20 protein-coding genes are annotated in these 21,513 nt (G+C 52.2%); 13 read left to right on the top strand and 7 right to left on the bottom strand.

What is annotated here, in order from left to right; all coding sequences use genetic code 11:
- Positions 1 to 45: 45 nt before the first annotated feature.
- The 3 genes from tatA to tatC are packed head-to-tail and all read left to right on the top strand — an operon-like array spanning position 46 to position 1,497.
- Positions 46 to 291, top strand: coding sequence for a Sec-independent protein translocase subunit TatA (gene tatA / locus J0X00_RS11550; RefSeq protein ID WP_136487300.1), 246 nt, complete (start codon positions 46 to 48; stop codon positions 289 to 291).
- A gap of 3 nt (positions 292 to 294) precedes the next feature.
- Complete coding sequence (gene tatB / locus J0X00_RS11545; protein WP_136487301.1) at positions 295 to 687, top strand: Sec-independent protein translocase protein TatB; 393 nt, start codon at positions 295 to 297, stop codon at positions 685 to 687.
- A gap of 57 nt (positions 688 to 744) precedes the next feature.
- Positions 745 to 1,497 carry a twin-arginine translocase subunit TatC gene (gene tatC, locus J0X00_RS11540; protein WP_136487302.1) on the top strand — a complete coding sequence of 251 codons (753 nt, stop codon included), beginning with the start codon at positions 745 to 747 and terminating at the stop codon, positions 1,495 to 1,497.
- A 144-nt stretch (positions 1,498 to 1,641) separates the two neighbouring features.
- Here tatC and J0X00_RS11535 read toward each other — a convergent pair whose 3' ends face one another.
- Complete coding sequence (locus tag J0X00_RS11535) at positions 1,642 to 2,403, bottom strand: TatD family hydrolase (RefSeq protein ID WP_136487303.1); 762 nt, start codon at positions 2,401 to 2,403, stop codon at positions 1,642 to 1,644.
- Between the two features lie 230 nt (positions 2,404 to 2,633).
- Between J0X00_RS11535 and hemB the strand changes: the two genes are divergently transcribed.
- The 3 genes from hemB to polA all read left to right on the top strand — a co-directional run bounded on the left by hemB (position 2,634) and on the right by polA (position 7,648).
- Positions 2,634 to 3,680, top strand: a complete 1,047-nt coding sequence (hemB, locus tag J0X00_RS11530; protein ID WP_282478081.1) for a porphobilinogen synthase — start codon at positions 2,634 to 2,636, stop codon at positions 3,678 to 3,680.
- 73 nt (positions 3,681 to 3,753) lie between these two features.
- Positions 3,754 to 4,182, top strand: a complete 429-nt coding sequence (locus J0X00_RS11525; protein WP_282478080.1) for a GNAT family N-acetyltransferase — start codon at positions 3,754 to 3,756, stop codon at positions 4,180 to 4,182.
- Between the two features lie 664 nt (positions 4,183 to 4,846).
- Positions 4,847 to 7,648, top strand: coding sequence for a DNA polymerase I (gene polA / locus J0X00_RS11520; RefSeq protein ID WP_282478079.1), 2,802 nt, complete (start codon positions 4,847 to 4,849; stop codon positions 7,646 to 7,648).
- 814 nt (positions 7,649 to 8,462) lie between these two features.
- Here polA and yihA read toward each other — a convergent pair.
- Complete coding sequence (gene yihA / locus J0X00_RS11515; RefSeq protein ID WP_282478078.1) at positions 8,463 to 9,125, bottom strand: ribosome biogenesis GTP-binding protein YihA/YsxC; 663 nt, start codon at positions 9,123 to 9,125, stop codon at positions 8,463 to 8,465.
- Between the two features lie 146 nt (positions 9,126 to 9,271).
- Between yihA and J0X00_RS11510 the strand changes: the two genes are divergently transcribed.
- The 5 genes from J0X00_RS11510 (at position 9,272) to hemN (ending at position 13,848) form a co-directional block, all read left to right on the top strand.
- Positions 9,272 to 9,889, top strand: a complete 618-nt coding sequence (locus tag J0X00_RS11510; RefSeq protein ID WP_136487308.1) for a c-type cytochrome — start codon at positions 9,272 to 9,274, stop codon at positions 9,887 to 9,889.
- 725 nt (positions 9,890 to 10,614) lie between these two features.
- Complete coding sequence (locus J0X00_RS11505) at positions 10,615 to 11,253, top strand: class I SAM-dependent methyltransferase (protein ID WP_136487309.1); 639 nt, start codon at positions 10,615 to 10,617, stop codon at positions 11,251 to 11,253.
- A complete protein-coding gene (gene yihI, locus J0X00_RS11500) occupies positions 11,253 to 11,822 on the top strand; it encodes a Der GTPase-activating protein YihI (protein WP_136487310.1) in 570 nt (189 codons plus the stop codon). Before J0X00_RS11505 ends, yihI begins: the two co-directional genes overlap by 1 nt.
- Positions 11,823 to 11,831: 9 nt before the next feature.
- A complete protein-coding gene (locus J0X00_RS11495; RefSeq protein WP_282478077.1) occupies positions 11,832 to 12,320 on the top strand; it encodes a DUF2489 domain-containing protein in 489 nt (162 codons plus the stop codon).
- A gap of 139 nt (positions 12,321 to 12,459) precedes the next feature.
- Positions 12,460 to 13,848 carry an oxygen-independent coproporphyrinogen III oxidase gene (hemN, locus tag J0X00_RS11490; protein WP_218562594.1) on the top strand — a complete coding sequence of 463 codons (1,389 nt, stop codon included), beginning with the start codon at positions 12,460 to 12,462 and terminating at the stop codon, positions 13,846 to 13,848.
- A 120-nt stretch (positions 13,849 to 13,968) separates the two neighbouring features.
- Here the strand turns inward: hemN and J0X00_RS11485 are convergent, their stop codons facing one another.
- Genes J0X00_RS11485 through hemC form a run of 4 tightly spaced genes read right to left on the bottom strand, consistent with a single transcriptional unit; the run spans position 13,969 to position 18,042 of the window.
- Positions 13,969 to 15,150 (bottom strand): heme biosynthesis HemY N-terminal domain-containing protein, encoded by a 1,182-nt coding sequence (locus tag J0X00_RS11485; protein ID WP_136487313.1) that lies wholly within the window; start codon positions 15,148 to 15,150, stop codon positions 13,969 to 13,971.
- Positions 15,150 to 16,352 (bottom strand): uroporphyrinogen-III C-methyltransferase, encoded by a 1,203-nt coding sequence (locus J0X00_RS11480; RefSeq protein ID WP_282478076.1) that lies wholly within the window; start codon positions 16,350 to 16,352, stop codon positions 15,150 to 15,152. The genes J0X00_RS11485 and J0X00_RS11480 overlap by 1 nt, the downstream gene beginning before the upstream one ends.
- A gap of 18 nt (positions 16,353 to 16,370) precedes the next feature.
- The gene (locus J0X00_RS11475) at positions 16,371 to 17,099 is read right to left on the bottom strand and encodes a uroporphyrinogen-III synthase (RefSeq protein ID WP_282478075.1); all 729 of its coding nucleotides are present in this window, start codon (positions 17,097 to 17,099) and stop codon (positions 16,371 to 16,373) included.
- Between the two features lie 4 nt (positions 17,100 to 17,103).
- Positions 17,104 to 18,042: a hydroxymethylbilane synthase gene (gene hemC, locus J0X00_RS11470; RefSeq protein WP_136487316.1), complete on the bottom strand. Its 939-nt coding sequence runs from the start codon at positions 18,040 to 18,042 to the stop codon at positions 17,104 to 17,106.
- Positions 18,043 to 18,394: 352 nt separating this feature from the next.
- Between hemC and J0X00_RS11465 the strand changes: the two genes are divergently transcribed.
- Positions 18,395 to 20,923 carry a class I adenylate cyclase gene (locus tag J0X00_RS11465; protein WP_136487360.1) on the top strand — a complete coding sequence of 843 codons (2,529 nt, stop codon included), beginning with the start codon at positions 18,395 to 18,397 and terminating at the stop codon, positions 20,921 to 20,923.
- A 55-nt stretch (positions 20,924 to 20,978) separates the two neighbouring features.
- Here the strand turns inward: J0X00_RS11465 and cyaY are convergent, their stop codons facing one another.
- Positions 20,979 to 21,293, bottom strand: coding sequence for an iron donor protein CyaY (cyaY, locus tag J0X00_RS11460; RefSeq protein ID WP_136487317.1), 315 nt, complete (start codon positions 21,291 to 21,293; stop codon positions 20,979 to 20,981).
- On the opposite strand from cyaY, the gene J0X00_RS11455 reads away from it, so the two are divergent.
- Positions 21,273 to 21,485 carry a lipoprotein gene (locus tag J0X00_RS11455; RefSeq protein WP_168797051.1) on the top strand — a complete coding sequence of 71 codons (213 nt, stop codon included), beginning with the start codon at positions 21,273 to 21,275 and terminating at the stop codon, positions 21,483 to 21,485. The two genes, cyaY and J0X00_RS11455, sit on opposite strands and share 21 nt — an antisense overlap.
- The last annotated feature ends 28 nt before the right edge of the window (positions 21,486 to 21,513 follow it).

Here is a 21,513-nt window from a genome sequence, read left to right as displayed (position 1 = left end):
AATCTCTTGAAATATTTGTGTAACTAATAACCCGAGGTAAAGAAAATGGGTGGGATCAGTATTTGGCAACTTCTTATCATTGCCGTTATCGTCGTCTTGCTGTTTGGTACGAAGAAACTGCGTGGTATCGGTGGCGATCTGGGTGGTGCGGTGAAAGGCTTTAAGAAAGCCATGTCGGAAGATGACCAGACAACGGCGAAGAAAGATGCCGACTTTGAACCAAAGAATCTGGAACAGCAGAAAAGCGAAGCCGCTGCTGCTGAGACAAAGAAAGACAAAGAGCAGGCCTAAATCGTGTTTGATATCGGTTTTTGGGAACTGGTATTAATTTCTGTCGTGGCTCTGGTGGTGTTAGGTCCGGAACGTCTGCCGACAGCCATTCGCAGCGTGGCGAAATTCGTTTCGTCCGCCAAGAACATGGCCAACAGCGTCAAAGATGAACTGGCTCATGAACTCAAGGTGCAGGAGCTGCAGGAAAACCTGCGCAAGGCGGAACAGATGAACATGAAAAATCTGTCGCCAGAGTTGCAGGAATCGGTGGATACGCTTAAGCAGGCTGCGCGTGATGTGCAGCGTCCTTACGCTGCGCAGGCGCAGAGTGAAGCGGCATCATCGGATGCCGAGCCTGTTGTGAGCAATTCTGCTTCAGCCGAGCCGTCCAACACGGCAGAAAAGAAAGCCGACTAATTACTCCGGCCAAGCACTGCCGATGGCAGCTGTCAGGTCCGGTTACATGAGGTTTCAATGTCTTCAGTCGAACAGACTCAACCGTTGATCAGCCATTTGTTGGAACTTCGTGATCGCCTGCTGCGTTGTATCGCAGCGGTGATCGTGGTGTTTGTCGGGCTGATTTATTTTTCGAATACGATTTACGAATTTGTCTCGCGGCCGCTGGTGGATCGTTTGCCGGAAGGGGCGACCATGATCGCCACTGATGTGGCGTCGCCGTTTTTTACTCCGCTGAAACTGACGTTGATCGTCGCGGTCTTTATTGCGGTACCGTTTATTTTGTACCAGGTGTGGGCATTTGTTGCGCCGGGCCTGTATAAGCACGAACGCCGCCTGATTTTCCCGCTGTTGCTATCCAGCTCGCTGCTGTTTTATTGCGGTGTCGCGTTCGCCTATTTCGTGGTTTTTCCGCTGGTGTTCGGTTTCTTTACCGCTATCTCGCTAGGCGGGGTCGAGTTTGCGACCGACATCGCCAGTTATCTCGACTTCGTTCTGGCGCTGTTTATGGCGTTCGGAGTCGCGTTCGAAGTGCCGGTGGCGATTATTTTGCTGTGCTGGACGGGTGTCACGACGCCAAAAGAGCTGGGAGAGAAGCGTCCGTATATTATTGTGGCGGCATTCATTGTCGGCATGCTGCTGACGCCGCCGGATATGGTATCGCAGACGCTGCTCGCCATTCCGATGTGTCTGTTGTTTGAAATCGGTCTGTTCTTTGCCCGTTTTTACACCCGCAAAGATGACCAGCAAGAGGATGCGGAGCAGGAGTGATTTAGCCTGTCACCACAATCGACGTCGATAAACGATAAACGGTAAAATAAGCAAGAGCGGCCTGCGGGCCGCTCTTGCTGTTTGTGCGCAGCAGGATTGACCTGCGAGCTGGCGTCATCCGGTCTGATGGTCGCTCAGCGCTGATTAGAGCTTAAACAGCGTTTTTGCGTTGTGGGTGGTGATGCGATCAATGTCGGCCACATCGGTCTCTCGCAGTTCAGCGACACGCTGTGCGACCAGCTGGGTATAGGCCGGTTCATTACGCTTGCCGCGATGCGGTACCGGCGCCAGATAAGGGCAGTCGGTTTCCAGAATAACGTAGTTCATATCCAGATGCGGGATGACCTGATCCATTCCGCCATTCTTAAAGGTTGATACACCGCCCAGGCCAAGGTGGAAACCCAGCTCATTAATCGCTTGCGCTTCTGCCACGCTGCCACCAAAACAGTGGAACACACCGCGCAGCTGGCCGTCCTGCTCCTGACGCAGCAAAGTCAGGGTCTCTTCAATCGAATCCCGGGTGTGGATCACCACAGGCAGATCGCGCTGTTTGGCCCAGTTAAGCTGGGTCACGAATGCCATTTGTTGTTCAGTGCGGTAGGTTTTATCCCAGTATAAATCGATACCGATTTCACCCACGGCAATGAAATTATGCCGGTCAAACCAGGCTTCAATCTCGGCCAGCGTTTGGGTGATGTTGCTGTCGACATAACAGGGGTGCAAACCCATCATCGAGCGGCATACCTGCGGGTAAGCCGCTTCGGTCGCCAGCATTGGCGCGATGGAGTCGAGATCGATATTCGGCAGCAGGATCTGCTCGATTCCCTGAGCCAGTGCCCGGCTGACCACCTCGTCACGATCCTGGTCAAACTCACTGGCATAAATATGGGCATGGCTGTCAATCATAGCGCACTCTCGTTCGTTGGCTGTCGAAAAATCCCAGTATACGTGAGTGTGAGCTTGGGGTCATTTTTTGCATTTTTCCCGCCAGATCCTAGCGCCGTGAAGTAGGAGTGATATCATTTCGCCACCAGGCGGTACTATCACCACATCAGGTGATGCCGCAGAGCTGCGAAAAATGCCTGAGCCAGGGTGGCATCAGCGCCAGTATCAGGTCGAATCATAAGGAGAGTAGAGTGTCTGTATCCATTCAAGGTCAGTTTCCGGGGCGCCGCATGCGCCGTCTGCGTAAGCACGATTTCAGCCGTCGTCTGATGGCGGAAAATCAGCTGTCAGTGGATGATTTGATTTATCCGATGTTTATTCTGATGGGCAAAGATCGCCGTGAAGCGGTGGAATCGATGCCGGGTGTCGAACGTTTGTCGATTGATCTGATGCTGGAAGAGGCACTGTATCTGGCGAATCTTGGTGTGCCGGCGATTGCACTCTTCCCGGTGGTTAACCAGGACGCCAAAAGCCTGTGTGCGACCGAAGCGTACAACCCGGATGGTCTGGTGCAGCGCGCGGTGCGTCTGCTTAAAGAGCATGTACCGCAAATTGGTGTCATCACCGATGTCGCGCTTGATCCGTACACTACCCATGGTCAGGACGGCATTATCGACGACGACGGCTATGTGATGAATGACGAGACCACCGAGGTGCTGGTTAAGCAGGCGCTGTCACACGCCGCGGCCGGTGCCGATGTGGTTGCACCGTCAGATATGATGGATGGCCGGATCGGTAAAATCCGCGCGGCACTGGAAGAGGCCGGGCATATTCATACCCAGATCATGGCTTATTCGGCCAAATATGCTTCCAATTATTATGGTCCGTTCCGTGATGCCGTCGGCTCTGCCGGTAATCTCAAGGGCGGCAACAAGAAAAATTACCAGATGGATCCGGCCAACAGTGATGAAGCGCTGCATGAAGTGGCGCTGGACATCAATGAAGGGGCGGACATGGTGATGGTCAAGCCGGGTATGCCGTATCTTGACGTGGTACGCCGGGTGAAAAGCGAACTGCAGGTGCCAACGTTTGCTTACCAGGTCTCAGGTGAATACGCGATGCATAAAGCAGCGATTAATAACGGCTGGCTGGCTGAGCGTGAAACCGTGTTTGAATCGCTGCTGTGTTTCAAACGTGCCGGTGCCGATGGCATTCTGACCTATTTTGCCAAAGATGTGGCCGAGTGGCTGGCTGAGGATAATGCCAAGGCGGCTGAATATCTGCGCCGCGCGGACTAAACGAGTCTGTTGCCATTATCCAGGCTGGCCGCAGTGCCGGCCTTTTTTATACCAGAATGACGAGGAGTAAGGGATGCAAATTCGGATCGGAACCCTGCAAGAGGCGGAGCAGGTTGCTGCGCAAATCGCTGAGTTCAGCCGCAGCGAGAACCGCGCCAGTATGGCACTGCGTTTGGCAGGCAAGCGGCATCTTATTCTGGTGGCGGAAGATGAGCAGCAACTATTGGGGTTTAAAATTGGCTATCAGGTCGATGCCACCACCTTCTACAGCTGGTTTGGTGGTGTGACGGCGGCAGCGCGTAATCGAGGTGTGGCGCAGCTGCTGCTCGAGGCTCAGGAGCGATGGGTAACAGAGCAGGGATATCAGGCGTTAACGGTTAAATCACGTAATCAGTTTCCGGCCATGTTACGTTTACTGCTGAGAAATGGTTATCTTATTGAAAATTTTGAAAAAGTAGACCCTTTGATTGAGAGCCGACTGTACTTGATTAAATATTTTTAAAAATAAATGAGATTTTTTCTCATTTAGAGCTTGACTACGAAATGAGAATCATTATTATTAAACCTGTCTTAGGGAATAAGTGACCAGCCAGACAGTGCGGCACACCACTGGTGACAAAACACAGAAGTTTGGCCGGACACATTCTTTTTGACACGACATTGCTCACATTGCTTCCAGTGTAATATTTTAAGCTTTATGGGAAAGGACAGCTAACGGACTTTCACCTTATATTGCTAGGCGACATTCTCGGATGTCGCTTTTTTTATGCCTGTCATCCGTGCGGGGGCAGCTTTGCAGCGTAATGTTTAACTTTCATGCCTGATCCGAATGATTCGCCAGCACGCAGCAGGGTGGTTGAGTAAAAGGACAGCGAGTGTCTTTTCCACATTGCATGATCGGAAAAGGATCGTAATGAGATTGATCGATCTTTGTGAAAGTCATTTAAAAATATACACTTAAAATGATTGTATCGCAGTTTATGTGCCATTTAATAACCAGTGGATAAAATCTATGAACAGAGTTATCCACAGGAGGCCGACCAAGGCGGACCAGGTCTGGGGGAATAATTGCTGCCACATAGAGCGCGCTTTGGCGCTTGAACATGGAAACCGGACAGCAGTCATGGCATCCTAAGCGGCATTGTTTCTTGTTGGATAGCAAATCTATGGCCCGCATCCCTGATAACCCGTTAATTCTGATTGATGGTTCTTCTTATTTATACCGCGCTTTTCACGCCTACCCGGGCACCATGAGTAATGGTGAAATCCCGACCAACGCCGTCTATGGTGTGGTTAACATGGTGCGAGCCATGATGCGTCAGTTTGCCAGTGAGCGTATTGCGGTGGTGTTCGACGCCAAAGGCAAAACCTTCCGTGATGATATGTATGCCGAGTACAAGGCGCACCGTCCGCCAATGCCGGATGATCTGCGTTGTCAGATAGAGCCGCTGCATCAGGTGATCCGTGCCATGGGGCTGCCGCTGCTGTCGATTGAAGGCGTGGAAGCGGATGATGTGATAGGTACCCTGGCGCACCAGGCGTCGCAAGCCGGTATGCCGGTGCTGATCAGCACCGGTGATAAAGATATGGCGCAGCTGGTGGATGACAACGTTACCCTGATCAACACCATGACCAACGTGGTGATGGATCGCGCAGGGGTGATCGAAAAATTCGGTATTCCGCCGGAGCTGATCATCGATTATCTGGCGCTGATGGGCGATAAAGTTGATAACATTCCGGGTGTGCCCGGGGTGGGTGATAAAACCGCGACTGCGCTGCTGCAGGGTATCGGTGGTCTGAATGATCTGTATGACAAGCTGGATGATATTGCCGCGCTCGGTTTCCGTGGTTCGAAAACCATGGCGAAAAAGCTGCAGGATAACCGCGACAATGCCATGCTGTCCTATCAGTTGGCGACCATCAAACTGGACGTCGAGCTGGACTGCACACCAGAAAGTTTGCTGAAAAATACCCCAGACCGTGATGCTCTGATTGAACTGTACGGCAAGCTGGCGTTTAAATCCTGGCTGACCGAACTGCTGGAAGGTGGCAACGGCGTGGTGGAAGCGGCGGAAAAAACCGGCGCCAGCGCAGCGTCCAGTGGTGCGAAAACCTCTTCAGTGCCTGCGGCGGATACCTCAGCAGTGACGATTGATCGTAGCCATTACGAAACCATTGTTGATGAAGCGGCGTTTGCCCGCTGGCTGGATAAGCTGCAAGCGGCTGAAGTGTTTGCGTTTGATACCGAAACTGACAGCCTGGACTACATGGTGGCCAATCTGGTCGGTGTCTCATTCGCAGTAGCGGAAGGCGAAGCGGCTTATGTGCCGGTCGCGCATGATTATCTCGATGCGCCGCAGCAACTGGATCGCGACTGGGTATTGGCCCAGTTCAAGCCCATTCTGCAGGATGCACAGCAGGCCAAAGTGGGCCAGAACCTCAAATACGATGCCAGTGTGCTGGCCCGTTATAACATCGAACTGCGCGGTATTAAGCACGATACCATGCTGGCCTCTTACGTTTATAACAGCGTCGGTGGTAAGCACGATATGGACAGCCTGGCACTGCGTTTCTTGCAGCACAGTTGTATTTCGTTTGAGCAGGTGGCCGGCAAAGGCAAAAACCAGCTGACCTTTAACCAAATCGATCTTAAGCAGGCTGCGCCTTACGCGGCAGAAGATGCCGATGTGACGCTGCGTCTGCATCACCGTCTGCAGCCGCTTATCGATCAGGATGAGTCTTTGCAGCGTATCTATCGTGACATTGAAATGCCACTGGTGCCCGTGTTGTCGCGTATTGAGCGTACCGGAGTCCTGATCGATGACATGCTGCTTGGTGCGCAGTCGCAGGAGATTGCTCACAAGCTCGATGAACTAGAGCAGAAAGCGTTTGATATCGCCGGTCAGGAATTTAACCTCAGCTCGCCAAAACAGCTGCAGACCATTTTGTTTGAGCAGATGCAATTGCCGGTGGTGAAGAAGACGCCGTCCGGTACTCCGTCGACCAACGAAGAAGTGCTGCAGGAGCTGGCTCTGGATTACCCGTTGCCGGCCGTGATTCTGCAATACCGCGGTCTGGCCAAACTGAAATCGACGTACACCGACAAACTGCCGAAAATGATTAACCCAAGTACCGGCCGGGTGCACACCTCTTATCATCAGGCGGTGACGGCGACCGGGCGTTTGTCCTCGACCGATCCTAACCTGCAGAATATCCCAATCCGTAATGAGGAAGGGCGTCGTATCCGTCAGGCGTTTATTGCGCCACACGGCTGGAAAATTATGGCTGTCGACTACTCGCAGATTGAACTGCGTATTATGGCGCATCTGTCCGGTGATAAAGCGCTGCTGGAAGCTTTCCAACAGGGTAAAGATATCCACGCCGCGACCGCAGCGGAAATTCTCGGAGTCAGTATTGATCAGGTCAGCAGCGAACAGCGCCGCCGTGCCAAAGCGGTGAACTTCGGTCTGATCTATGGCATGAGTGCTTTTGGCCTCGCCAAGCAACTCGGCATTCCGCGTGGTGAAGCGCAGCAGTATATGGATACTTACTTCGAGCGTTATCCGGGCGTGATGCAGTACATGGAAGATACCCGCAGTACGGCAGCCGAACAGGGCTATGTGGAAACCATCTTCGGACGTCGTCTTCATTTGCCGGAAATTCAGTCGCGCAACGGTATGCGTCGTAAAGCGGCTGAGCGTGCGGCAATCAACGCGCCGATGCAGGGCACGGCAGCGGACATCATCAAGAAAGCCATGCTGCTGGTCGATGAATGGATCGAAGCGGAAGGGGCTGGTCGGGTGAAACTGCTGATGCAGGTCCACGATGAACTGGTGTTTGAAGTCGAAGAGTCAGCTTTGTCCGAAATTGAAAGTAAAGTACAGAATCTGATGGAATCTGCCGCATCTCTGGCGGTGCCTTTAGTGGCTGAATCTGGTCACGGTAACAACTGGGATGAGGCACACTAGACAGAATATCGCCTAATCCACTGAAATATCATGAGCCAGCGCACAGTCGCTGGCTTTTTTTTATCAATAAAAAAGTAAGTGTATTTCAGAAGTTTATGTTGCTTAATAAAAATTTAATGAAAAAAAACTACAAAAGGAGTTCCCATTTGTGACCAATTGTTGTACATTAACTTCCGTAGGGTACAGAGGTAAGATGTTCTATCTTTCAGACCTTTTGTTTCACGTTATTGGATTAGGCTGATTCAGCCGCCCCAGTCACACTTTTGACTGGGGCGTTTTTTATTGGGCCGCGTTTAATCTGAAGCTGCCCGTTTGCTACTCTCTGAACTGATTTTATCCACGTGGTCTGCCTGACCAAGCCCATTCTCCTGCTCTGTCACTCTGCGAACAACGGCGAAAGCCAGTAACCATTTCTGTAATTCATCGTCATTCACACTTTTGGTTATTTCTGCGAGTAAACTAAGCGGAGCGGACGGCCGTTTTGTTTCTATCTTGATGATCTATATGGTTTAGTTGTCATTTTTTTCGGTCGGAAAGGTGAGTGAATTTCGTGATCCGGCCATATTGTAATCTGGCGTAAATTAATCAATCCTAGCGCCATAACAATAATTACCTCCTATTTCTCTCCCGTTGCCCCACCAGGATGGTGGGGATTTTTATTTGTGTCCTGGGCCAACTGTTGCTTGTGAAAGCTGTTTTGTTTGAACACGGCGTGGTGCGCAAATACGGCGCGCACTGATTGACGGGCGAAAAAAGCCCTGCGTGTGCAGGGCAATCAAATAATAAGTGGGCGTAAATTGCAGTTGGTTAGCGTTTACTGCTGTGGATCATCCAACTGCTCGGCTGCGGCTTCCTCGGCGGCCAGCTGTGCCAGCATTGGTGCAAACCAGCTATCGAGTTTGTGACGTAATACATCGACACCGATACCATTGTGGGACGAAAACGCATCCACTTTAACATCGCCGCCCAGCTCCAGCGCATCCTGACGCACTTTCAGTAACTGAGCTTTACGCGCGCCGCTTTTCAGTTTATCGGCTTTGGTCAGCAGTACCTGGACCGGAATGTTGCATTCCACTGCCCAGATAATCAGCTGCTGGTCGAGATCTTTCATCGGATGGCGAATATCCATCAGCACCACCAGACCTTTCAGGCAGGTACGCTTTTGCAGGTATTCCCCCAGTGACTGTTGCCACTTTTTCTTCATTTCCAGCGGCACCTGGGCAAATCCATAGCCAGGCAGATCGACAATATGACAGCCTTCGGTCACCTTAAACAGGTTGATCAGCTGAGTACGGCCGGGAGTTTTACTGGTCTTCGCTAAGTTTTTTTGGTTAGTTAACTTATTGAGAGAGCTGGATTTTCCAGCGTTTGAGCGTCCTGCAAACGCAATTTCGATACCTTCATCAGCGGGAAGATGGCGAATGTCTGGCGCACTGGTGATGAAATGCGTGTTTTGATAATGAATTTTTACGCTCACTGTTAACTCCATCTCGACTTTGAGTTGTCGATTGATTACTTTTTGGTGAAATTGTGTAATATAACCGTGCTCGGCATAAGGTCGCTTATTGTACCATGAGTGGTACCTTCTGGTACTGGAAGCTTGATAATTATAAATGGAATGTCATGAAGAAATTAGCGCTAATCTTAAGTCTTTTAGCCAGCTGCTCTGCATGGGCCCAAGGCAGCATTGAAGCTGGTAAAGCAAAATCCCAAACGTGTGTTGCCTGCCATGGTGCAGATGGCAACAGTCAAATTACCACTTACCCTAAACTGGCCGGTCAACACGCTAAGTATATTGAGAAGCAGCTGAAAGATCTCAAGCTTGGTATGTCGAGCGGTGGTGCACAAGGCCGTTATGATCCGGTGATGAGCGCGATGGCGATGCCATTGAGCGAAGAAGATATGGCCGATCTGGCTGCCTATTATGCGTCGTTGCCGATATCACCGAACTCCACCCCGGAAGACGTGGTAGCAAAGGGCAAGGTGCTGTATACCGCCGGTGATGTGTCCCGCGGACTGACGGCATGTATTGCCTGTCACGGCCCGCGCGGTAACGGCACCGAACTGTCCGGTTTCCCGAAAATTTCGGGCCAGCATGCGGACTACGTCAAAGCCCAGCTGCAAAAATTCCGTGATGATCAGCGCGGTAACGACATGAACGCTATGATGCGTGATGTGGCGAAAAAACTGACCGATGCTGATATCGAAACCCTGTCCAAATATGTCGGCGGCCTGCACTAACCTTTTTGTCCTACACCTGTTCGAGCATTGCTGTTGAAATAACCCCGCCTGGCGGGGTTATTTCGTTTAAGACGGATCGGTTTGAGACGAACGCCGGGATAGGCTGAGTTTGCCATGCTGTGTGTAAGACATTGGCTATAGTTGTCATTTTTATCGGGATTGGTTTTAGGTTAATTGTCTGATTTAAAACATAATAATTTTTAGAGTCGGGTGAGGTTAGCAAAGTTTGCGCTGGCGCACATTGTGCCGGAGTGCGAAGCGGGTAAAGTAGGGTCATCGGCATGACGCTGAACAGGGAATTCAGACCAGGCAGGTCTCCACGGAGCTGGCGAGGAATGCTGGTAAACGGACAGGGAAACGCTTTACAGGAGTGAAGCGCAACAAGGATGGTTAACTGGTCTTAAGGTAAAGACAGTGACAAGGAATCAGGCGCAGGACGCGCCCGGATACAGGAAGTAATCAGGGATTGCCATAACTCATCAGGATGATGACAAACCACACTTTTTGGCACGGAAAGCCCGAAAAACAAACGGACATTTGGTGCACCATCTGGTGCGACCCGATTTCGTCACTTCAGGTGACGATTTGGAAAGCGACAGGGAAACCTGCCGCTTTTTTTATTTGCGCTGGCTTTTTTTACAAAATCGGCGCGATTTTGTACGATCACTCTCCACTCTACAGCCAGTTTCTGGTATGTTTCGCATCCCCGTTTGAAGGATGTCTGTATGCACCCATGCCCTTTATGTCACAGTAACGACACTCACGCTTACTATGAAGACCAGCACCGTGCGTACCTGCAGTGCCAGCTGTGTCAACTGGTGTTTGTCAATCCGGAGCACCGCCTGGACGCCGTGCGTGAAAAAGCCTTTTACGATTTACATGAAAATGACCCGGCTGATGCTGGTTATCGTCGCTTTTTATCCCGTGTCTGTGATCCGATACTGGCCAGGCTGGCGCCTCAATCTAAGGGGTTAGATTTTGGTTGTGGTCCCGGACCGACGTTGTCCCTGATGCTGGAAGAAGCCGGCCATCAGGTGGCGCTGTATGATGTGTTTTATCATCCAGGGCGCCAGGTGCTGGAGACCAGCTATGATTTTATGACTGCCACTGAAGTGATCGAGCATTTGCACGATCCGGCCCAGGTTTGGCAGCAATGGTTAAATTTAGTTAAGCCAGGTGGCTGGATTGGTCTGATGACCAAGATGGTCAAAAATGTGGACGCATTCGCGACATGGCACTATAAAAATGATCTGACCCATGTGATCTTTTTTAGCCGCCACACGTTTGAATTTCTGGCAGAGCGGGATCAGCTCGAACTTGAATTTATAGGCAATGATGTAATTTTACTGAGGAAACCCCAGTAATGACTCGACAAAAAGAATCAATCAGCAAAACCGGTATCAATGGCGATCTGGTTTTTGCTCGTAAACATAACCGTACTTCTGGTGAGCTGGAAGGGCGTCTGCGCAAAAAACTCAAAAAGCGCAAAGGTCTGAAAACCGGCAGCCGTCACTCGGAGGGCTCGCAGGAAGCGCAGCGTAAAGCAGCGCAGCAGAGCGATCCGCGTCTGGGCAGCAAGAAAAAAATTCCGCTGATTGCCGAAGCGCCAAAGAAACTGAACAAGCAGGAGCGTCGCGCCTCTGCTGAGCAGGAACTGGCGATGCTGGAAAATGATGCGCAGCTGAACGTGTTGCTGGACCGGATCGATAACGGCGAGAAGCTGGGGGCCGGTCTGCAGAAATACGTGGACCAGAAGCTGGATCGGATTGAAATCCTGATGAAGCAGCTCGGTCTGTTTGACGACAGCGAAGAGCTGGAACAAGAACAGCCAGTTGAGCCGGTCGCGAAAGCTAAAACCAAAGCTAAGGCGAAAACGGATGACGATCTGCTGTCGCAGTTCGAAAATCTCGATCTGGATGATTACAAAGACTAAGGTGGCACCATGAACGTAACCCTACTAGCGATAGCTGGCGCTGTGATTATTCTGGGCCTTGCGGCCTATGCGGGTTACCTTTTGTTGCAACTGAAAAAGCAAAAGGAGCTGCAGCAGCAGCACCAGGCTCTGGCGATCGAAAAGCGCAACGCGAATATTTTCGATAACGTCAACATTCTCTGTATGGCGGGGATTCAGGGCCAGTGTGATCTGTCGGAAATCAGCATCCGGGTGTATTGCATTATGGATTATGTCCAAGGTGATAACCGGGTTGATTTCGACCGCGAATTTCCGGCAATCGCCGAGCTGTACCATACGGTAAAAGATATGCCGCGTGGTGAAGCTCGTCAGCAAATGGTGAAGAAGGAGCGCATGCAGCACAACCTGATTCGCCAGAAAGCCGAAACCCGTCTCAACGATGCCATTGTTGAAGAGCTGAAGGCCCTGCAAAAACGTGTTCAGCCGCTGAATAATCAAATCGCGATTCAGATGGTATAAATGATACTCACTCGAAAGAGTGAGTGATCATGCTAGCAGTTTCGAATATTTTGTTCACAAATTCTACGTTTGCCACGCTGCACTCTGCTGTCGTGTGGCAAAATAGCTCGTCACAGCAGAAAATGGAAAGAGTCACACTATGTCGTCGTATGTCGTACCCAGCCAGCAGATCGTTTGGGATCAAGCCAGTTTAGACAAGTACAACTATTCAGGGCCACGCTACACCTCATACCCGACCGCGGTAGAGTTTCATGAAGCGTTTACTATTGCTGACTACGACATGGCGTGTACCCAGTATCCGGACCGCCCGTTGTCGCTCTATGTCCATATTCCGTTTTGTCACAAGCTCTGTTACTACTGCGGCTGTAACAAGGTCATTACCCGTCATGCGCATAAAGCGGATGAGTACCTGGACGTGCTTGAGCATGAAATCCTCCAGCGTGCGTCTCTGCTCGGTGGCCGTCACGTCACTCAGCTTCATTTCGGTGGTGGTACGCCCACTTTCCTGAGCAAAAAACAGATCAGCCGGCTGATGACTCTGCTGCGCGAAGAGTTTGATTTTACAGCGGATGCGGAAATCAGTATTGAGATTGACCCGCGTGAAATTGAGCTGGATGTCCTCGACCATCTGCGTGAGGAAGGCTTCAACCGGGTCAGTATCGGGGTGCAGGATTTCAATAAAGAAGTGCAGAAACTGGTCAACCGCGAGCAGGATGAGCAGTTTATTGTTGATCTGGTTGCGCGTGCCAAACAGCTGGGGTTCCGTTCCACTAATCTGGATTTGATTTACGGTTTGCCCAAGCAGACCCTGGCCAGCTTCAGTGCCACACTGCAGCAGGTACTGGCGATGCAGCCGGGCCGTTTGTCGGTCTTCAACTACGCCCATATGCCACAACTGTTTGCCGCGCAGCGTAAGATTAAAGACGCGGATTTGCCGCCCGCCGAAGAGAAGATGGCGATTCTGCAGTACACCATCAACACGCTGACCGAAGCCGGTTATCAGTTCATCGGTATGGACCACTTTGCGTTGCCGGATGACGAACTGGCGGTTGCACAGCGCAACGGTGTACTGCACCGTAATTTCCAGGGTTATACCACGCAGGGCGAATGTGACCTGGTTGGTTTTGGCGTCTCGGCAATTTCGATGATTGGCGATGCTTATGCTCAGAACCAGAAAGAGCTGAAAACATACTACGAGCAGGTCAATGACATGCGTCATGCGCTGTGGAAAGGGGTGGCTCTGGATAGTGACGACTTACTGCGCCGTGAAGTAATTAAGCAGCTGATCTGTAATTTCAGCCTCGATAAGCAGGCGATTGAGCGCGGCTTTAAGGTGCGCTTTGGCGATTATTTCCGTGAGGATCTGGCTCTGCTGCAAAGCTTTATTGATGATGGACTGGTCAGTGTTGATGAGCGTTTTATTCAGGTGACACCGCGTGGCCGCTTACTGATTCGCAATATCTGTATGTGCTTTGATAAATACCTGCGCAGCCGCGCTCGTCAGCAGCAGTTCTCGCGTGTGATTTAATCTCTCACCACGCTCAAAGTGTGGCGCGCTAAAACAGCAACATGATAAAAAACCAGCGTAGCAACGCTGGTTTTTTTTGTCTGTACTGTCGCAGCAGGCGGGGTGCCACCTGGCGGCGAATCAGGCCGATTCAAGCAGCGTCAAGGCCTTGCGCGTCACTTCATGCGCCGCTTTGGTCAGATGCTGTTTTTCCAGGGCATCGGCCAGATAAGCGTAATCGGAAATACTTGCGCGTTGTGACAGCGCCGTTTCCAGATGCTGCTGCGCCAGTTGCCACTGTTGCTCACGCAGATAGAGCTGGCCAAGTGCGCTGTGCGCTTCGGCATTGTTACCGTCACGCTGCAAGGCCTCCTGTAGCAGCACAATCGCCGGATGGCGGTCCGCGAGGTTGAGTTCTGCCAGCAGGCTGTACAGCTCCGCTGAGCGGTGCTTATGCAGGTTTTCCTTAATCAGGGTGAAGGCTTCATGGTCGGCTTTACGTTTAATCAGCTGCTGAATAAACGCCAGCACCAGTTGCGGCTCCGCCTGTTGTTTGCGGCTGAGTCCGTTCCAGTGGCTGATCAGCCCTTCGCTGCCTTGCTGGCTGGCAATGCTTTCCAGTAATCCCTGCTGAGCGGTGGTGGTCAGCGCATCGGCTTCCTGCTGGCTGATATGCTTGGTCTTGACCAGTTTCGGCAGCAGATCAAGCAGCGCTTGCCACTCCTTGCGCTGCAGATAGGTCTGCTTGAGCAGATTGAGCAGCACCGTATTATCCGGATATTGTTGTTGCAGCGCACTCAGCGTGCTTTGTGCCGCCTGCAATTCACCGTCACTGATCTGTTGCTTGGCGCGGGTCAGCTCGACCGCCAGAGTGGCATTGTCCTGTTGGGCGGCCAGCTCCAGATAGTGGTCGCGTTTGCTGCGATCACCCATACCGTTGGCGGCCTCCGATGCCACCAGGTAGCACAGCAGCGGCATGTCATGATGGTTGGCCCAGCGGGTGACTTTCTTCTCTGCCTGCTTCCAGTCGCCTTCCAGCAGCTTGATGATGGCTTCGTTTGTATAACGACGGGAACGCTTCATCTTACGCACACTGAACCAGTTCCAGGTGGATGAGCTGGCGTAAATCAGCTTCTTCACCACATACTCCAGGGCAAACAGACCGGCCAGGGCAGCAATCACTAAGATAACCAGGGTCGTGACGCTCATTTCAATCGTGTGTTCGGCTACTGAAATCAGCACGTAACCCTGCTGACCGGCATACTGGGTGCCGGCAAACAGGCCAGCGCCGAGCACAATGAACAGAAACAGTAATCTGACCATTATTTCTCCTCCGTCGTCATCGAGCTGATGGAGCGGCGCAGACGTTCACTGATCACGTCACTGAGTTGTTTCTGCGTTTCCAGTTTCACCGGATACTCGACCTGGACCTTCTGCTTGCCCAGTTGTTCAAGCGTGCTACTGAACGCCGTTACCTGGCTGTCATCAAGGTTAAAGAATGAGCCGGACCACTGGGCGGCGGTGGACAGAGCGGTGGTGTACATCTCCTGGTTTTCTGCGTATACCGCTTTGATGGCGGTCTCCAGCTTGGCTTTCAGATTTTCTTTGAGGTAAAAGTGCTGCTCCGGTGACAGCAGGGGCACCACATTACCATCGCGGGTGCGGAAAGTGATGAAGTTATCGGCGAAATCTTTCAGCGATGTCATCAGGTTCTGCTGCCAGTTGTTGATGTCTTGCGAGACCGTTGGTGGCTGTTGTTCAGCCGCGTGCGGCAGAATCGCGTTGGCGAGCGGCAGATGGTCAACCTGCTGCTGCAGACTGATCAGGCGCAGCACCAGACCGTCACGGTCCAGCAGCGGAATGGTCTTTAACTTGGTGATGTCGTTTGCCATTGCTTTACGCAGTGGCGTCAGGCTCGGGTCGTTAAGGGCAGCGATACGCTGGTCGGCACTTTCCATCAGCTGAGTGGCGCTTTCCACATCGTGCTCGAGGAACAGTTTACGCCCGGCCAGTTTGACCAGATAGTCGGCTTCGGCCAGCAGCCAGTCATTAGGACGACGGCCTTTCATGTCGGCGACGGCTACCTGCAGGCTTTCGATGGTTTTCTGCTGCTGGGTCAGCACCACTTCGGCGCGGTGAGTGACTTCATTGGCGTGCTCGACCGCTTGCTGCTTCGCATCGGCCAGTTTTTGATCGATGCTGGCGCGGGTCTGGGCCAGCTCGGTTTGCAGCGCTTTAATTTGCGCCTGGTACTGCGCCTGTTGTTGCTGGCTGTGCAGGGTCAGGCCGCCACCAAACAGAATCGCCAGGACAATCGCAATCGTGCCCAGTTTGACGCCGCGTTTGGCCTGTTTCTCGGTCACGCTTGCCTCACTGTCTGCCGGTTTCGCTGCGGCAGTTTCGCCGTCAGCGTTGGCTGCCTTGGCGCCGTTTGCGTCATGGGCTGAGGTTTGCATGCTGGAATCAGCAGCAGGTACGGATGACTGTTCAGGTTCCTGCTGTGGATTATCTTTTTTACTTGTCATTGCTAAGAGTCCTGTGTGTTAAGGCTGGAGAGCCGCCACTAAATCTTGGTTCGCCGCACTTCCTGTGGTCACGACATGGCTGAATCCCAGGCGCTGGGCATCGTGGGCGATTCGGTCACTGGGAACCAGTAATTTCAGACTCAGGGCCCAGATCAGGTCTGCCCCGGTCAGTTGCGAAACAAAAAACATCAGCTGATGACTGCTGGTGATGACCAGCGTGTCAACCTGCGCCTGTTGCCAGCGAGCCACGCTAGTTGGCGCGCTGAACGGCAAGTCTACACGCTGATACACTTCACGGTAACGTACCATGGCGCCACGAGCACACAGAGTGTCGTAAATCAATTCCCGGCCACCGTTGCCGCGCAGAATTTCGATCCGTTGACCTCGGACATGATGCAATTCCGGCAGAGCGAGCAGATGTTCGCTGTCGCTGATGTCCGGGTAGTGTACTGGTTGCGCACAGACTTTGCTTAAAAGCTGTGCAGTTTTTTGACCAACGGCAAGGTATCGGGGGGAGGCGGGCCATTTCAGTTGCTGAGCGTGGAGAAATTGCTGACTCAGTAACACCGCGTGCTGGCTGACAGCCAGCACGTAATCACAGTGCAGCAGGGCCTGTGGCAGTTGAGGTAAATCGGCACCGGCTTCGATCCCGATCAGGGGCTGGTGCAGGGCAGGGATACCGAGCGCTACCAGTTGCTGACACAGCTCCTTGCCCTGAGTGTCAGGGCGTGTCACCAGAACCGCCATCGCGTTACTCGTGCTCGGCGTACAGCTTGGTCAGAATATCGCGTGCGCCGTCGTCCAGCAGCCGGTTAGCAAGCTCGACTCCAAGGCGTTCTGCATCCTGACGCGGACCGCGGATTTCACCGCGCACAATCAGTGAGCCATCCGGTTCGCCGACCAGGGCGCGCAGCCACAGGTCATCGCCGTCAAGCAGAGCATAGCTGCCGATTGGCACCTGACAGCCGCCTTCCAGGGTCAGATTCATGGCGCGTTCACACAATACACGGTCAGTGGTGTCGGCGTGACTGAGCGGCGTTAGCAGTCTGCGCAGGCGTTCATCATCGAGACGGCATTCAATACCGACTGCGCCCTGGCCGACCGCCGGCAATGATTGCTCCGGCTCTATCAGGCTGCGGATGCGCTGTTCCAGTTTGAGGCGTTTCAGCCCGGCCGCGGCGAGAATAATGGCGTCATATTCACCGGCATCGAGTTTGCCGAGGCGGGTGCCGACATTGCCGCGCAGCTCTTTGATCACCAGATCCGGACGCGCTTCTTTGAGCTGACACTGGCGGCGCAGGCTGCAGGTACCGACCACGGCGCCTTGTGGCAGCTCATCGAGTGATGTGTATTGGTTTGACACGAACGCATCACGCGGGTCTTCACGTTCACAGATGGTGACCAGGCCGAGGCCTTCGGGGAAGTCGACCGGAACATCTTTCATCGAGTGCACGGCGAGATCGGCGCGTCCTTCGAGCATGGCCACTTCCAGCTCTTTGACGAACAACCCTTTACCACCGACTTTGGCCAGTGGGGTATCCAGAATAATGTCGCCGCGAGTCACCATGGTGACCAGTTCCACTTCCAGACCGGGATGGGCCGCCTGCAGTGCATCTTTGACGTAGTGGGCTTGCCACAGGGCGAGTGGACTCTGGCGCGTCGCGATTCGGATTGGGGTGGTAGAGGTCATGATATTCCCGTTTAACAGTCAACAATGGCCTCATCCTACCATTTCGGACAGAAATTTCTCACTACAAGATCACCGCCCGGCGGATTTGCTGCGCGCCGCTGTAACAGCGGTACAAAATTGTGTGATTAGGCTCTCGTTTATAAACTGAGCTATTATTACAAAGCACTGCTTAGCGTGGACACTATGCCGACTCTGAATTTGGCGCATTTTGTTTAATACGACTTTAGTGTTAACCACAGAGCAGATGCTTTACCAACACAAATTAAAGTGTTAAATTGATCACGTTTTGTTGGCTGTTTTGCGCAAAACACAATCAAATTGTGCATTTATGTTTCAATCAAGGGAACTGACCTTGCAGGCTTACACCAAGACCTTATTACAGAGATTAGATAAGCTGAACCGGCAACGCACTGAGCGGGCGCTGGCGCTTATGGATTTACAAGGTCAGCGTGTTTTTCATCTGATCCCGGCCCTGCTGCACTACAACCATCCTCTGATCCCCGGCTATTACGCTGACCAGGTTCCGTACGGTATTCACCAGTTTTCTCTGAATGACATTCAGCAACAGTTTGTGGACGATACCGAACTGACCCTTGGCCAGCCGCTGCTCAGCGCCGCCCAGCCAGAGATTTTAGGTCTCTATACAATGGGCAGTACTTCATCGATCGGTCAGAGTACCTCGAGCGATCTCGATATCTGGGTGTGTGTGGAGGCGGACATGGATTGCGACGCGCGTGACTGCCTGAGCAATAAATGTTTACTGATCACTGACTGGGCGAAAAGTCAGGGCGTGGAAGCCAACTTCTTTATCATGGATGAAGAGCGCTTTCGTCATAACCAGTCAGATGAGATGACCGGCGAAAACTGCGGTTCGTCCCAGCACTTACTGCTGCTGGATGAGTTCTACCGTTCGGCGGTACGTCTGGCCGGCAAACGCCTGCTGTGGCAAATTGTGCCACCGGAAATGGAAGAGTGCTACGACGAATACGTTAAGCAGCTGTGCAGCAACGATTATATTGATTGCAGCGAATGGATCGACTTTGGTCGCCTTAACCGGATTCCGGCCGAGGAGTACTTTGGTGCCAATTTATGGCAGCTGTATAAGAGTATCGATTCGCCGTATAAATCGGTACTGAAAGCCACTCTGCTTGAGGCGTATTCGTGGGAGTACCCGCATACCCAACTGCTCAGTATTGATACCAAGCGTCGCTTCTTCGCCCATGAGCCGGATCTGTACAGTATGGATGCCTATTATCTGATGCTGGCCAAGGTGACCTGTTACCTGGAGCGGATTGGTGATCACGCCCGTCTCGATTTGGTGCGGCGCTGTTTCTATCTTAAAACCCACGAAAAGCTATCCCGTGAACCGGGTGTCGGCTCGGTAGCCTGGCGCCGAGAAGCGCTGAGCGAGATGGTGCAGCACTGGCACTGGGATAAAGCGACGCTCGAAGAGCTCGACAATCGGCGTAACTGGAAAGTGGAGCAGGTCAAAGGGGTGCACCACGCGCTGCTGGATGCGCTGATGGTCAGTTACCGTAACCTGATTCAGTTTGCACGGCGCAATGATATTACCTCGGCCATCAGTCCGCAGGACATCTCGATTCTGGCGCGTAAGCTGTATGCTGCCTTTGAGGTGTTGCCGGGTAAAGTCACGTTACTCAATCCGCAGATTTCGCCGGACTTACATGAGCCCGACCTGACCTTTATCGAAGTCTGCCCGGACCGGACGAACAAGGCGGGCTGGTATCTGTATAAACAGCCGCTGGTGGCACATCAAATCATCGGTCAGCCCTACCTGGAGCACAATGAATATCTCAGTAAGTTGGTCGCGTGGGCGTTTTTCAACGGCCTGATCACTGAGTCGACCCGTTTGCACTCTGTGGTGCGTGAAGCTCATCTCGATATCGACAAGTTCTATCAGATGATGAGTGACTTGCGTAACACTTTCTCGCTGCACAAACGTCGTCCGACCATGGCAGCGCTGGCGAGTCCGTGTGAAATCAGCCAGCTGGCGATGTTCATTAATTTCGAGAATGACCCGACGGTGGAGCTGAGCGGCAAGTCGCTCAAAGTGGATCTGAAGAACGCTGACATCTTCAGTTTTGGTTGTGAGCAGCAGTGCCTGGTGGGCAGTGTTGATCTGGTCTACCGGAATTCGTGGCAGGAAGTGCGTACTCTGCATTTTAAAGGCGAGACCGCGATGCTGGATGCCCTGAAAACTGTGCTCGGCAAAATGCACCAGGATGCTTTGCCACCGGAGTCGGTGGACGTGTTCTGCTACAGCAAAAACCTGCGTGGGGTGATGCGCAATCTGGTTTATCAGTTACTGGCGGAATGTATCGATCTGCGCCTCAAACCGGTCGAGCAGGAAAAACGCCGCCGCTTCAAAGCGCTGCGTATCGGTACTCAGATGTACGGTCTGTTCTTCGAACGGCGCGGCGTGTCGGTGCAACGTCTGGAAAACTCGGTCGATTTCTACCGCAGTATTTCCACCAATAAGCTGAAAGGCTCACCGCTGCTGATGCTGGACAGGGATCAAGATTATCAGCTGCCGGATGTGGTTGACGGTTTTGCCAGTGAGGGGCTGGTGCAGTTCTTCTTTGAAGATACTGAAAAAGGCTTCAACATCTATGTGCTGGATGAAACCAACCGGGTGGAGATATACCACCAGTTCAGCGGTGAGAAAGATGACATGATTGCCAGCGTGAACAGCTTCTATACCTCAGTGCGGGATGATAACCAACTGGCAGCGAAACTGATTAATTTCAACCTGCCGCAGTATTATCAGATAGTGCATCCGGAAGAGGGCGCAAGTTACGTGGCGCCGTATCGTAACGATTCGGCGGTCTATTCCAGACCTTCCAAAGCGGTCAATGTCTGAACCCAGTACAGAAAATTGACGATAAAAAAGAGCACCTCAGGTGCTCTTTTGCGTTTCATTCCCAGTCGATACTTTCGCCGGCGTGTTTTTCACACTCCTGTTTGACCATGGTGAAAAATTCGCTGCCGGTTTTTGAGCAGATCCACTGTTCATCGTGCCACTGAAAATGAAAACCACCGGATTTGGACGCCAGCCAGATTTCTTTCATCGGTTCCTGACGGTTGATAATGATTTGGCTGCGGTCTTCAAATTCCAGTGTCATCACGTTGCCACTGGTCTCGTAGTCGATGTCCGCGCCGGAATCATCAATGGCTTCTTCAATGATTTGCATCTGGCTGTCCACCAGTTGATGAAATTCAGTCTCGTTCATCCTGTCTATCCTATTGCTTTTCCTGATTGTGGTGCGATTATAGGGGGCATTGATTCAATAAGCACGATATGCAAAATGAAAAAGTCCATCACCGCACTGTTTTTGTTGTCCGTTATGACGCTGGCAGGCTGCGGTCAAACAGGCCCGCTGTACATGCCTGATGATGCTCAAAAGAGCGAACAAAGTCAGTAAATTCAAACAATTAGATTAAGGGAAAGTA

Source organism: Vibrio sp. ABG19, assembly GCF_029962385.1.
GTDB classification, from domain to species: domain Bacteria; phylum Pseudomonadota; class Gammaproteobacteria; order Enterobacterales; family Vibrionaceae; genus Vibrio; species Vibrio ostreae.
The sequence above is the reverse complement of the archived record's forward strand: the minus strand, read 5'-3'. Positions and strand labels throughout refer to the sequence as shown.

Coding starts and splice junctions, on each gene's coding strand:
- tatA (WP_136487300.1), top strand. CDS start 46: ATGGGTGGGATCAGTATTTGGCAACTTCTTATCATTGCCGTTATCGTC.
- tatC (WP_136487302.1), top strand. CDS start 745: ATGTCTTCAGTCGAACAGACTCAACCGTTGATCAGCCATTTGTTGGAA.
- J0X00_RS11535 (WP_136487303.1), bottom strand. CDS start 2,403: ATGATTGACAGCCATGCCCATATTTATGCCAGTGAGTTTGACCAGGAT.
- J0X00_RS11525 (WP_282478080.1), top strand. CDS start 3,754: ATGCAAATTCGGATCGGAACCCTGCAAGAGGCGGAGCAGGTTGCTGCG.
- polA (WP_282478079.1), top strand. CDS start 4,847: ATGGCCCGCATCCCTGATAACCCGTTAATTCTGATTGATGGTTCTTCT.
- J0X00_RS11510 (WP_136487308.1), top strand. CDS start 9,272: ATGAAGAAATTAGCGCTAATCTTAAGTCTTTTAGCCAGCTGCTCTGCA.
- J0X00_RS11505 (WP_136487309.1), top strand. CDS start 10,615: ATGCACCCATGCCCTTTATGTCACAGTAACGACACTCACGCTTACTAT.
- yihI (WP_136487310.1), top strand. CDS start 11,253: ATGACTCGACAAAAAGAATCAATCAGCAAAACCGGTATCAATGGCGAT.
- J0X00_RS11495 (WP_282478077.1), top strand. CDS start 11,832: ATGAACGTAACCCTACTAGCGATAGCTGGCGCTGTGATTATTCTGGGC.
- hemN (WP_218562594.1), top strand. CDS start 12,460: ATGTCGTCGTATGTCGTACCCAGCCAGCAGATCGTTTGGGATCAAGCC.
- J0X00_RS11485 (WP_136487313.1), bottom strand. CDS start 15,150: ATGGTCAGATTACTGTTTCTGTTCATTGTGCTCGGCGCTGGCCTGTTT.
- J0X00_RS11480 (WP_282478076.1), bottom strand. CDS start 16,352: ATGACAAGTAAAAAAGATAATCCACAGCAGGAACCTGAACAGTCATCC.
- J0X00_RS11475 (WP_282478075.1), bottom strand. CDS start 17,099: ATGGCGGTTCTGGTGACACGCCCTGACACTCAGGGCAAGGAGCTGTGT.
- hemC (WP_136487316.1), bottom strand. CDS start 18,042: ATGACCTCTACCACCCCAATCCGAATCGCGACGCGCCAGAGTCCACTC.
- J0X00_RS11455 (WP_168797051.1), top strand. CDS start 21,273: ATGAAATTCAGTCTCGTTCATCCTGTCTATCCTATTGCTTTTCCTGAT.
- cyaY (WP_136487317.1), bottom strand. CDS start 21,293: ATGAACGAGACTGAATTTCATCAACTGGTGGACAGCCAGATGCAAATC.